Source organism: Bradyrhizobium sp. Rc3b (assembly GCF_900114915.1).
GTDB lineage: Bacteria > Pseudomonadota > Alphaproteobacteria > Rhizobiales > Xanthobacteraceae > Bradyrhizobium.
In genome coordinates, this window is the sequence record NZ_FOUS01000010.1 from 164,058 (window position 1) to 176,831 (window position 12,774).

At 64.9% G+C, this 12,774-nt stretch carries 10 protein-coding genes; 2 read left to right on the forward strand and 8 right to left on the reverse strand.

All coding sequences use genetic code 11. The annotated features are described in order from the left end of the window. Positions 1–9: 9 nt before the first annotated feature. Entirely contained in the window at positions 10–2,373 is a 2,364-nt protein-coding gene (locus BM190_RS23945) for a thiamine pyrophosphate-binding protein (RefSeq protein WP_092259660.1), read from the reverse strand. Positions 2,374–2,507: 134 nt separating this feature from the next. Between BM190_RS23945 and BM190_RS23950 the strand changes: the two genes are divergently transcribed. Continuing rightward, complete coding sequence (locus BM190_RS23950; RefSeq protein ID WP_028144303.1) at positions 2,508–2,969, forward strand: Lrp/AsnC family transcriptional regulator; 462 nt, start codon at positions 2,508–2,510, stop codon at positions 2,967–2,969. Between the two features lie 96 nt (positions 2,970–3,065). Then, positions 3,066–3,986, forward strand: coding sequence for a polyphosphate kinase 2 (ppk2, locus tag BM190_RS23955; protein ID WP_092259662.1), 921 nt, complete (start codon positions 3,066–3,068; stop codon positions 3,984–3,986). Between the two features lie 142 nt (positions 3,987–4,128). On the opposite strand, the gene BM190_RS23960 is transcribed toward ppk2, so the two are convergent. The 7 genes from BM190_RS23960 to BM190_RS23990 all read right to left on the reverse strand — a co-directional run bounded on the left by BM190_RS23960 (position 4,129) and on the right by BM190_RS23990 (position 12,773). After that, complete coding sequence (locus tag BM190_RS23960; RefSeq protein ID WP_092259664.1) at positions 4,129–5,208, reverse strand: zinc-binding dehydrogenase; 1,080 nt, start codon at positions 5,206–5,208, stop codon at positions 4,129–4,131. 60 nt (positions 5,209–5,268) lie between these two features. After that, positions 5,269–6,210 (reverse strand): DMT family transporter, encoded by a 942-nt coding sequence (locus BM190_RS23965; protein ID WP_177237275.1) that lies wholly within the window; start codon positions 6,208–6,210, stop codon positions 5,269–5,271. Positions 6,211–6,397: 187 nt separating this feature from the next. Further along, positions 6,398–7,237: an aldo/keto reductase gene (locus BM190_RS23970; RefSeq protein WP_092259668.1), complete on the reverse strand. Its 840-nt coding sequence runs from the start codon at positions 7,235–7,237 to the stop codon at positions 6,398–6,400. A 46-nt stretch (positions 7,238–7,283) separates the two neighbouring features. Further along, positions 7,284–8,186, reverse strand: coding sequence for an SMP-30/gluconolactonase/LRE family protein (locus BM190_RS23975; protein ID WP_092259670.1), 903 nt, complete (start codon positions 8,184–8,186; stop codon positions 7,284–7,286). Positions 8,187–8,391: 205 nt separating this feature from the next. Continuing rightward, positions 8,392–11,088 (reverse strand): nitrate reductase, encoded by a 2,697-nt coding sequence (locus BM190_RS23980; RefSeq protein ID WP_092259672.1) that lies wholly within the window; start codon positions 11,086–11,088, stop codon positions 8,392–8,394. Between the two features lie 28 nt (positions 11,089–11,116). Beyond that, entirely contained in the window at positions 11,117–12,334 is a 1,218-nt protein-coding gene (locus BM190_RS23985) for an NAD(P)/FAD-dependent oxidoreductase (protein ID WP_177237257.1), read from the reverse strand. 10 nt (positions 12,335–12,344) lie between these two features. Continuing rightward, the gene (locus BM190_RS23990; protein WP_092259963.1) at positions 12,345–12,773 is read right to left on the reverse strand and encodes a globin family protein; all 429 of its coding nucleotides are present in this window, start codon (positions 12,771–12,773) and stop codon (positions 12,345–12,347) included. Position 12,774: the final 1 nt, after the last annotated feature.

A 12,774-nucleotide genomic window follows, 5' to 3' on the forward strand; every position in this document is an offset into this window, starting at 1 on the left:
TTACTTCCACTACACCGCCATCTTCCGATGCAGCACCGGCGCGCCGGTGGTGAGGCTTTCGGCCGCATCGATGATGGCGTTGGCATCAATGCCGTAGTGCCGATAGAGGTCGGCGATCGTGCCGGTCTGGCCGAACTGCTCGACACCGAGCGCCTCGACGCGGTGGCCGCGGACGCTGCCGAGCCAGCCGAGCGCGGAGGGATGGCCGTCGATCACGGTCACGATGCCGCAGTCGCGCGGCAGCGGCGCCAGCAGCTTTTCGATGTGGCTGAGATGCTGCACGCCGCGGCGATCCCGCCGCAATTTCCGCGCGGCGGTCCAGCCCGCATGGAGGCGGTCCGCCGAGGTGATCGCGAGCAGGCCGATGTCGCGCCGGCTCTCGCCGATGAAGCCGGTCGCCTCGATCGCCTCAGGTGCCACCGCGCCGGTATAGGCGATCACGACTTCGGCATTCGGGCCCGGCTTGCGCAGCCAATAAGCGCCGTCGGTGATGCCCTGCTGCAGCTCCGGCGTCATGATCCGCTGCGCCTGCTCGATGCTGCGCGTCGACAGCCGCAGGTACACCGAGCCGCCCTCGCCCGCTTCGCGCTGCATGTGCTCAAACCCGAAGGCCATGATCACGGCGAGCTCGTCGACGAAGGCCGGCTCGAACGAGGCGAGCCCATCCTGCGCCATGCCGATCAGGGGCGTTGCGATCGACTGGTGCGCGCCGCCCTCGGGCGCGAGCGTGATGCCTGATGGCGTCGCCGCCACCATGAAGCGCGCGTCCTGGTAGCAGGCGTAGTTCAGCGCATCGAGCCCGCGCTCGATGAAGGGATCATAGAGCGTGCCGACCGGCAGCAGCCGCTCGCCGTTGATCTGGTGCGACAGCCCAAGCGCCGAGAGCATGATGAACAGGTTCATCTCGGCAATTCCAAGCTCGAGATGCTGGCCCTTGGGCGAAAAGTCCCAGTTGAACGTGGAGGGAATTTTCTCGCTGCGGAATAAGTCCGCCTTCTCGGCGCGCGCGAACAGGCCGCGCCGGTTGACCCACGGACCGAGATTGGTCGACACCGTGACGTCGGGCGAGGTCGTGACGATGCGCCTTGCCAGCTCACTGTCGCTGCGCGCGATCTCGTTCAACACGAGGCCAAAGCCCTGCTGGGTCGACATCTGCGGTGACGGCTTGAACGCGAGCTGCTGGGGCACCTCGACGACGGGCGCGGTCAGCCGGCGGCCATCCTGGTTGAACGGCACGCGCGCGAGGAACGCGTCGAGTTCGGCGGCGGATTGCGCGAGCCCTTCGTACTTCTCCCATTCGTGACCGGGCCGGATGTTCTGGCTGTCGCGATATTTCTCCATCTGCGCGACCGTCATCAGGCCGGCGTGATTGTCCTTGTGACCCTGGAACGGCAAGCCGACACCCTTGATGGTGTAGGCGATGAAGCAGACCGGACGGTCGTGATCGATGGACTCGAACGCCTCCAGCATGCTCGCCATGTCGTGGCCGCCGAGATTCGACATCAGCGCCAGCAATTCGTCGTCGCTGCGCTTGTCGATCAATCTGGTGACCGGGCCCTGGTCGCCGATCTCGTCATGCAGATGCTTGCGGAACGCGGCGCCGCCCTGGAAGCAGAGCGCGGCGTAGAGCGCATTCGGGCAATTGTCGATCCAAGCTTTAAGCGCCTCGCCGCCGGGCTCGGCGAAGGCCTCGCGCATCAGGCGGCCGTATTTCACGATGACGACGTCCCAGCCGAAATTGCGGAACATGGTCTCGAACTTTTCCCAGAGCCCTTCGCGCACGACGGCATCGAGCGACTGGCGGTTATAGTCGACCACCCACCAGGTGTTGCGCAGGCCGTGCTTCCAGCCCTCGGCGAGCGCCTCGAAAATGTTGCCTTCGTCCATCTCGGCATCGCCGACGAGCGCAATCATCCGCCCTTCGCGGCGATCCTTCATCCAGCCATGCGCCTTGACGTAGTCCTGCACCACCGAAGCGAACAGCGTCTGCGCAACGCCGAGGCCGACCGAACCGGTGGAGAAATCGACGTCGTCGACGTCCTTGGTCCGCGAGGGATAGGACTGCGCGCCCTTGAAGCCGCGAAAGTTCTCCAGCTTCTCGCGGCTCTGCCGGCCGAACAGATACTGGATGGCGTGGAACACCGGGCTCGCATGCGGCTTCACCGCGACGCGGTCCTCAGGCCGCAGCACGTGGAAATACAGCGCCGACATGATGGTGGCGAGCGAGGCGGACGAGGCCTGATGTCCCCCGACCTTCAAGCCGTCGGCATTGGGGCGGATGTGGTTGGCATGGTGGATGGTCCAGGACGACAGCCACAGCGCCTTGCGGCTCAGCGCGGTCAAGGTGTCGAGGCGGGCGGTATCGACGGGCATGGCAAGGCTCCCGGGAACAGGTGCCACGATGATACGCCCGTGGGAGGCGCCAAACTTCTCAATTTTTCGCGCAATACCACCCGATATTGGGATACCATACTAATGATTACCCCGAATATACAGGTTTCATCCCAATGCCAGAGCTCGACGCCATCGACCGCAAAATCCTCGCGTTGCTTCAGGCCGACAGCCGGCTGACCATGCAGGAACTCGCCGACAAGGTCGGGCTCTCGGTCTCGCCCTGCCATCGCCGGGTCAAGCTGCTGGAGGAGCGCGGCGTCATCAGCCGCTACGTTGCGACCGTGGACCAGAAGGCGCTCGGCCTGCATGTCAGCGTCTTCATCTCGATCAAGCTGGCGCGGCAGAAGGAGGAGGATCTCAACCGCTTCGCGCGCGCGATCTCGAAATGGGATGAGGTGCTGGAGTGCTATCTGATGACCGGCAACCGCGACTACCTCCTGCGCGTCGTCGCGGCCGACCTCGCCTCCTACGAGACGTTTCTCAAGACCAAGCTGACCCGGCTCGACGGCATCGCCTCGATCGAGTCGAGCTTTGCGCTGAGCCAGGTGAAATATTCGATCGCGCTGCCGGTGTGACCTGCCTCAGCGTGACAGAGCGGCTGTCACATGGACGCAACAAACCCCGCCGATGGTCGTTGGTAACACTGGCACCCTAGCCGAGAGAAGAAGCCCATGACCGCATCCGACCGCACCTTCCAAACCGCCAAGCGCGAGCGCATCATTCAGGAGATGGCCGACGACCTCGACGAGGAGCTGGAGATGGAGCTCGATGACACGAGGCTCGACGAGCTCCTGGACGAAACCGACACACCGGGTCCGACGGTCGATCGCAAGCTCTATTTCCGGGAGCTGCTGCGGCTCCAGGGCGAGCTGGTCAAGCTGCAGGACTGGGTGCAAAGCGAGCGCAAGAAGGTTGTCGTGCTGTTCGAGGGGCGCGACTCCGCCGGCAAGGGCGGCGTCATCAAGCGTATTACCCAGCGCCTCAATCCGCGCATCTGCCGCGTCGCGGCGCTTCCCGCCCCGAGCGAGCGCGAGCGCACGCAATGGTACTTCCAGCGCTACGTGTCGCACCTGCCGGCCGGCGGCGAGATCGTGCTGTTCGACCGCAGCTGGTACAACCGCGCCGGCGTCGAGCGCGTGATGGGCTTCTGCTCGGAGGAGGAGTACCAGGAATTCTTCAAGACGGTGCCCGAGTTCGAGCGCATGCTGATTCGCTCCGGCATCATCCTGGTCAAATACTGGTTCTCGATCACCGACGACGAGCAGCAGTTCCGCTTCACCATGCGCATCAAGGATCCGCTCAAGCAGTGGAAGCTGAGCCCGATGGACGTCGAGGCGCGCAGCCGCTGGGAGGCATACACCAAGGCCAAGGAGACGATGCTCGAGCACACGCACCTGCCGGACTCACCATGGTGGATCGTCGATGCCGTCGACAAGAAGCGCGCGCGGCTCAACTGCATCGCGCATCTCCTCAGCCAGATCCCGTATCAGGAGGTCGCTCGCGCGCCGGTGATGCTGCCGCCGCGCGTCCGCCACCCCGACTATCAGCGCGGCCCGGTTCCGCCGGAGATGTACGTGCCGGCGAAATATTGACGGGGGCGAACGAATTCGGCCTGCATGGGTATGGACTCAGGTCTCGTAGGATGGGCAAAGCGAAGCGTGCCCACCATCTGCGTTTGAATCGGGAAAGATGGTGGGCACGGCGCTTTGCGCCTTTGCCCACCCTACGAGACCGTCACCGCCACGGCTGCACGATGATCTTGGTGTGGGCTTCAGGATTGGCGAGATCGGCGAACGCCTTGGCGACGCCGTCGATGCCGACCTCGGCCGTGACCATCGCCGCCGCATCCACCTGCCCTTCCGCGATCAGGCGCAGTGAGCCTGCGAATTCGTCCGGCGTGTAGCCGAGCACGTATTGGACGTTGAGCTCCTTCATGATGCCGAGCATGGGTTCGCTCTTGTCGGTCTCCATGCAGACACCGACCACCACGATGCGCGCGTCACGCGGTGCACCTTCGAACACCTGCTGCAGCAGGCCTGGCACACCCACGCATTCGAAGATGATCGCGGGCTTCAGCGCCGGCAGCATGGCCTGGAACGGCGGCCTCGCCGCCTTTTCGGCGTCCGACATCTGCGCGTGCTCGGCCCAGGTCGCATAGGGCTGCGACACCCTGGGATCGACGACGACGTCGGCGCCGAGCTTTGCCGCGAGCGTGCGCCGCGCTGGTGAATAGTCGGCGGCGACGATCGGGTGCAGCCCCTTGATCTTCAGCGCCGCGATCACCGCGAGCCCGACAGGGCCGCAACCGATGACGAGCGGCACTTCGCCGCCCCGGATATTGGCCTTTGCCACGGCGTGAATGCCGACTGCGAGCGGCTCGGTCAATGCTGCATGTTCCGGCACAAGACCGTTGGGCACTTCGAGCAGGAGCGGCTCGCTCAAAATCATCTGCTCCGCATAGCCGCCGACGAAGTCGTTGGAGTAGCCGATTCCCTTGATGCCATCCGGCGTCACCAGCGCGGGCAGCGAGCAGACATGCGTCCCCGGTTTGAACTTGCGTTCCGCGCCGGGGCCGTAATCGACGATCTCGCAGCAGAATTCGTGACCGAACACGACGTCACGCGACAGATCCATCGGCGTGCGACCGGTCTTCCTGGCCATCTCCACCATCCGCGACGCATGCTGGCGCGCATGCAGGTCGGAGCCGCAGATGCCGCAGGCGAGCGTCTTGACCAGCACCTGGCCGGGGCCCGGCTTCGGCTCGGCCATCCTGTCGACGACAATCTCACCGTTCCTGAAAATCGCAGCGCGCATCCGGCTCCTCCCGTATTGTTGGAGCCGTTGATAGCACGTAACGGGGCGCGCGAACTTGCGTCAGGGGTTCGGGGAACGCTCTTCCAGCACCAGCAGCTGGGCGCGGCGGATACGCTCGCGATGGGCGATGTAGAGACCGCTTGCGACAATGAAGGCGGCACCGACGACCGTCCAGAGTTCGGGGACCTCGCCGAAGATGAAGAAGCCGAGAATGCTGACCCACAGCAACTGGGTGTAGGAAAACGGCGCCAGCACCGAGGCATCGCCATAGCGATAGGCCAGCACGATGATCCACTGGCCGACGGTCGAGGCGACGCCGATCACGATGCCGAGGCCAATCGCGGTCCACGTCGGCGTGACCCAGACGAACGGCACCATCACGGAAAGGATCGCAACGCCCGTGAGCGCGGAATACGCCATCGTGGTGAGCACGGCTTCACGTCCGCTCATCATGCGCGTCAGGATCAGCGCCGCCGCCCAGCAGAACGCCGAGATGATCGGGAAGAACGCGGCGGCGTGGAACGCGCTGGTGCCCGGCCGCAGGATGATCAGCACGCCCGTCAGGCCGATCCCAGTCGCGATCCAGCGTCGCAGGCCCACCTTCTCGCTCAGGAAGACGATCGACAGCGCAGTGACGAACAGCGGCGAAACGAAGCCGGTGGCGGAAGCTTCCGCGATGGGCAGGAAACTCAGGCCGGTGATGAAGAACAGCGAGGAGCCGAGCAGCGCGGCGCCGCGCATCAGCTGCAGGCCGAGCCGCTCGGTGCGCATCGCATGCAGCGGCGAGCCCGGCAGCATCACCGGCGTGAACATCAGCGCGAACGTGACGAAGCGGATCCAGGTGATCTCGATCGACGGCAGGCTGGTCGAGAGATATTTCGCGGTGGTGTCGGAGCAGCCGAGGAAGATCGTCGACAGCAGCACCAGCGCAATGCCCTTGAAGGGATGGTCGACGCGCGCAGGCGCACGGCGAGCCGTCTGCTTCTTCTCCGGCACGGGCATGGGAATACTGTCGAGCCTTGCGGCTGCGGCGGGCGGCGGTGTCACGGCTGGAACCCGGGAAAATGCGAATCGAGAACGGTTGTAAAAAACGACAAATGCGGCGCGTTCACAACTTCCGAAAACAGGATGCCGATATGCGCGAGCCGCCGCGCGCGTCAATGCTCCGTTAATAATGGCCGTTTGTGCGTTACAGCATGGGCAGGCTGCGCGGCTTCGCCCCGCGCGGAAACGCCGCATCTAACGCCGAAATCTCGTCTTTCGTCAGCACGAGATCACCGGCCGCCGCATTCTCGCCGGCATGTTCGGCGGACGAGGCCTTCGGAATCGCGAACACCGTAGTCGCACGGGTGAGGAAGCTGAGCGCGACCTGACGCGGCGTCACGCGACGAGCCTCTGCGATGCGCGCCAGCACGGCACCGCCCTTGCTGCGTGCATCAGGGAAATCGTCATGACCGAACGGGGAATAGGCGACCACGGCGACACCATGCCGCTCGCACCACGGGATCACCGCGTGCTCGATCGCGCGTTCCTTCAGATGATAGAGCACCTGATTGCAGGCGATACGATCCTCGCTGGCGACATCGAGAATCTCGTCGAGATCGTCGGCGTCGAAATTGGAAACGCCCCAGGATTTGATCTTGCCTGATTTCACCAGTTCCTCGAACGCGGCGACGGTGTCTTCGAGCGGATAGGAACCGCGCCAGTGCAGGAGATAGCAATCGAGACGGTCGGTCTTCAGCCGCTTCAGCGACCGCTCGCAGGCGGTGATGGTTCCGCCGCGCGACGCGTTGCTCGGCAACACCTTGGAGACGAGAAACACTTCATCACGACGACCCGTGATCGCATCGGCAATGACGAGCTCGGCATCGCCATACATCTCGGCGGTGTCGATGTGGGTCATACCGAGATCAAGCCCGCGCTGAAGCGCGGCAATCGCGCGCTTGCGGTCGCCGTGGTCGAGATACCAGGTGCCTTGCCCGATGACGGAGACGTTGGCGCCGGTTTTGCCGAAGAGTTTTGCGTTCATGTTCGTCTCCGCTGTCGCTCCTCCGCTCGGGCAACTGCCACGAAGCTCAGGAGTTCAATCCGCTGATATCAGCAACCAGCACGCTGCCGGTCGATGACTCCGTGATATAGAGACGGTCCTTGCTTTCGCCACCGATCGCGACATTGGTGCAATTCGGCCCCGCACATGACCTGATCCGCGCGATCAGCTCGCCGTTCGGCGCGAACACGAAGACGTGGCCGAGCGAGGCATGACCGACGAACAGGCGGCCCTTGGCGTCAATGGTCAAGCCATCGGGACCGCTGGTGCCGAACAGCGAGCAGAAGCGGCCGACCTTGGACACACTGCCGTCCTTCATGAACGGCAACCGCCACACCGCGTTGTCGCGCGTCATCGCGACGAACAGCACGGTTTCTGTTGGGTCGAGCACCAGGCCATTCGGGCTGATACCGGTGTCGATCAGGCAATCGAGCCGGCCATTCGATGCGAGACGATAGACGCGACCGCTGGGGTCGTGCAGGCCGGTCTGGCCCTGATCGGTGAAATAGATGTCGCCGTTGGAAGCAAGATGCAGATCGTTGCAGCCGCGAAACGATTCCGAATTGCGCGCAGTCAGGATGGGCTTGATGCGGCCAGCCTTGGCGTCGAGCTCCATGATGCCGTGCCTGTAGTCGGCCACCAGGATGCGCCCGTCCGCGGCGATCTTCAGTCCGTTCGGCCAGCCCTCATATTCGACGACCTGCGACCACTCACCGTCAGGCGCGATGCGAAAGATGCGACCGAAGGGAATGTCGACGATGTAGAGATTGCCGTCCCTGTCGAAGGAAGGCCCCTCGATGAAGCTGTCGGTCGGCACATTCGGCCGGTTGGCATCGGCCCAATCGGTCCGCACGCCCTTGCGGCGGAACTTTTCGGGCATGGTGGAGAAGAGCTTGGTTTCGATCAGGCGCGGCGGCGTTTCCAGGTACATCATTGTTGTTTTGGACGTGTTGAGGGGGAGCGCGCAGCATAGGGCACAATCGACGGCGCGTCGATTGAGGCGGAGGCATGGCGCCTCGCCCTCACTGTCATTCCCCGCGAAAGCGGGGAATCCAGTACGCCGCGGCCTCACCGCTTCATCACAGATGTCTCGGCGTACTGGATCGCCCGGTCAAGCCGGGCGATGACAGCCGAGCCTATGCGACGACCTTCGCCTGCTTCACCGGTGCCACGTCCGTCGTTGCAATCAGGCGTTTCAGCTCCGGAATGCAGGAGCCGCAATTGGTGCCGGCCTTGAGCTTGGCGCCGATCTCGGCAGCCGAGCGCGCGCCGGCCGCGATGGTCTCGCAGATGGTGCCGCGGCCGACACCGAAGCAGGCGCAGACGATCGGCCCGGTCGAGGCGGCGCCCTCGCCGGACTTGCCTGACAGCAACATGCGGCGCTGATCGTCGCTGACGTGGTCGGCCACGAACAGGCTCTTCACCACCTCCCAATCGCCGGCGTCATGCGCGGGACCGACGAACAAGCAAGTTTCGATCTGATCACCCGTGAACGAGGCCGCACGATAGACCCCGCCGCCGAAATCGCGATAGTCGGCGACGTCCTCGCCGGCGACGCTCTCGACCCAGGCCGGCCAGCGCGAAAGGTCGGCGTTGTCGGCGAAGAGATAGCCGAAACCGCCGGTGACCGTGACGCGGGTCCACAACAGGTTCGGCGGCAGATCGAGCTGCTTCCGCGACAGCGCAAAGCCACGGAAGACGAATTCGTAAGGCGCGATCGCGGCCGGCGTCGCCTTGGATTCCGGCTGCCCCGAGAACGGATCGGTGAAGGACTGAACCAGTGCTCCGACGCGGCCATGCGAGGCATTCATCGCGCTCCAATGGATCGGCGCGAACAACGTGCCACGCTGAGTGCTGTCGCTGACGACGACCTTCAGGATGCACTGACCGTAATCGGTGGTAACGCGGGCATAGCCGTCGTGAACGATGCCGTATTTGCCGGCATCATCAGGATGGATCTCGACGAAGGGCTCCGGCAGATGCGCGCCCAGCCGCTGGCTGAGACCCGTGCGCGTCATGGTGTGCCACTGGTCGCGGATGCGTCCGGTATTGAGCCTGAGCGGGCGCGAGGCGCCGGTCTCGCCGCGCAGCGACGGCACCTCCGGCGCGACGAAGCGGCCCTTGCCGTCATTGGTGAAGAAGCCGCCCTTTGCAAAGAAGCGCTCGCTGGACGTCTCGCCTTCGCGCACCGGCCACTGCACCGGCTTCAAGGCGTCGAAGGCCTCGTTCGACAGCCCGGTGAGCGCGCCGATGTCGAAATCGCGGCTACCGTCGTTCTCGAACGCCGAGAGCGCAGCATGCTCGCGGAAAATCTCCGCGGCGGATTTGTAGTTGAAGCTGTCGCCGAAGCCGAGACGCTTTGCCGTCTCGCTCAGGATCCACCAGTCCGGCCGCGCCTCTCCCGGAGCCGGCAGGAATGAGCGCTGGCGCGAGATGCGGCGCTCGGAATTGGTCACGGTACCCGACTTCTCGCCCCAGGCGAGCGCCGGCAGCAGCACATGCGGACCGGCATCGACCGTGTCGTTGGAGAGCACGTTCTCGGAGACCACGAACAGCTCGAGCTTCTTCAACGCCTCGCGCACGAAGTCCGCATCGGGCAGCGACACCGCGGGATTGGTGCCCATCACCCAGAGCGCCTTGACCTCGCCGCGATGGATCGCCTCGAACAGCTGCACCGCCTTCAAGCCCTCATGGGTGGCGATGCGCGGCGCCTTCCAGAACCGCCTGACACGATCGATGTCGGGCGGCGTGAAGCCCATATGCGCGGCGAGCATATTGGCGAGACCGCCGACCTCGCGGCCGCCCATCGCGTTGGGCTGGCCGGTGAGCGAGAACGGCGAGGCGCCGGGCTTGCCGATGCGTCCCGTCGCGAGGTGACAGTTCAGGATCGCGTTGACCTTGTCGGTGCCCTGAGCCGACTGGTTGACGCCCTGCGAATACAGCGTGACGACGCGGTCCGTGTCGCGGAACATCTTGAAGAAGGTGGCGACGTCCTGCTCGGAGAGGCCCGTCGCGAGCGCCGTCGCAGTGACGCTGCCGGCGATGCTGCGCGCACGCGCCAGCGCATCGTCGAAACCGCTCGTGTTCTGCGCGATGTAGTCCTGGTCCAGCGCACCATTGTCGGCGAGATGGACGAACAGACCGGAGAACAGCGCGGTATCGGTGCCGGGCTTGAGGCCGAGGAACAGATCGACATCGCTCGCAGTGTCGGTGCGGCGCGGGTCGATCACGATCATGCGCGCACCGCGCTCCCCACGGTTCTTCAGCATGCGCTGGAACAGCACCGGATGGCACCAGGCCGCGTTCGAGCCGACGAAGACCAGCAGATCGGCCTGGTCGAGATCCTCGTAGCAGCCGGGGACTGTGTCGGCGCCAAAGGCGCGGCGATGGCCGGCGACCGAGGACGACATGCAGAGCCGTGAATTGGTGTCGACATTCGCCGTGCCGACAAAGCCCTTCATCAGCTTGTTGGCGACGTAGTAATCCTCGGTGAGGAGCTGACCGGAGAGATAGAACGCGACCGCGTCGGCGCCGTCGCGCGCCACGATGTGCTGCATGCGATGGGCGACATGATCGAGCGCATCGCTCCAGGCGACGCGTTCGAGCGCGCCCTTACAGCGGATCATTGGATAGAGCAGACGGCTTTCGAGGCCAACGGTCTCGCCGAGCGCTGAGCCTTTCGAGCACAGCCGGCCGAAATTGGCGGGATGGTCAGGATCGCCCGCGATCGCCGCACCGCCCTTGCCATCCGGCGTCGCCAGCACGCCGCAGCCGACGCCGCAATAGGGACAGGTCGTCTTGGTGGCACGAAGCGCGGGATCGATCGCCGTCATATCAAGCTGCCTTGTCACGCCGGCTCTATCAAGCCGCCTCGGAAGAACGCGCAAGCGCGCGGCCGAACATCATGTCGGTGCGGATCGCCGCCACCTTTTCGCGATTGCGGATCAGCTCGAGATACCAGAGCGCATCGACGGTATCGCCGATCAGCACCGCGCCGGTGAGCCGGCCGTCGGCGATCACGAGCTTCTTGTAGGTGCCGCGCCTGCGGTCGGTCAGCACCAGGCTCTCGCTGCCCTCCCCGCCCATGAAGTCGCCGGCGGAGAACACGCTGACGCCAGAGACCTTCAAATTGGTCGAGACCACGCTGCCCTGATAGGCGGCGGGCCGGCCGGCCAGATGCCGTGCCAGCACCCGCGCCTGCTCATAGGCGGGCTCGACCAGGCCATAGCAGGTGCCGCGATGCTCGGCACATTCGCCGAGCGCGAAAATGTCGGGCGATGCCGTCTGCATCACATCGTTGACGACGATGCCGCGGTTGACGGCGATGCCGGCGTCCTTGGCAAGCGCCACGTTCGGCTTGATCCCGGCGGCGAAGATCACCGCATCGGCCTCGATGCGGCTGCCATCGGCAAGCTCGACGGCCTCGACATGACCATCGCCATGGATGCGGGCGGTCGAGGCATTGAGCAGGATGCGGATGCCCTTGCGCTCGACCAGCGTCTTGAGCAGGTCGGCGGCCGGCCCATCGAGCTGACGCTCCATCAGCCGGTCCATCAAATGCAGCAGCGTCACCGGCGCACCGGCCTTGGCAAGGCCGTAGGCTGCCTCGAGCCCGAGCAGGCCGCCGCCGACGACGACAACGCGCTTCTTCGCAGCGGCCAGCGTCAGCAAAAGGTCGACGTCGCGCGTATCGCGAAACGTGTGCACACCGGCGAGATCGGCACCCGGCAAATTCAGCCGCAGCGGCGTCGATCCGGTGGCGAGCACGAGCTTGGAATATTCCATGCTCTCCTCGCCTTCGATCTTGAGCTCGCGGCGGCCGGTGTCGATCTCGGTGACGCGATAGCCGTAGCGCACCGTGACGCCGCGATGGCGCCACCAATCGGCCGGGCGGAGCTCGATCTCGTGCGAGCCGGTCTCGCCGGCCAGCACGGATGAAAGCAGCACGCGATTGTAAGCGAGCCGCGGCTCTTCGCCGATCACGGCGACCGCGTAGCGGCCGAGTGCGGACTTGGCGAGCTCGTCGACCAGACGCGCGGCTGCCATACCGTTACCGACGATGACCAGCGGTTCACTCACGAGGCATCTCCTATTCAGCGGCCTGCGCTTGCGCGCCATAGGCCTCGGACATCATGTAGCCGGACAGCACGCCGTAAGCGTCGGTCCAGGCCTTTGCCAATTCCGGCGTCCAGGCGTCGCCAAGGCCCTTCTCAAGGGTCCACAGCAGGGTCTCGCCGACCACGGGGTAGTGCTTGGCGGTGGCGCCATAGGCGACATGACGCTTGGCGAGCGCGGAGGCCGCGGGAAGAATCGTCTCCAGGTTCGAGAGGCCGCTGACGACGGCGGCGAGCATGCCCATCAGCTTCTTGCGCTGCTCGGTCATGTCTTCAGGGAACATCGCACGCACGGACGGCGCCACTTCGAACAGACGATCGTAGAACAGCACGGAGGCAGCTTGCGAAATCGGCGCGACCTTGGCGAAGCTCTGCTGGATGAGGGTGATCTGTTCTGGCGTCATG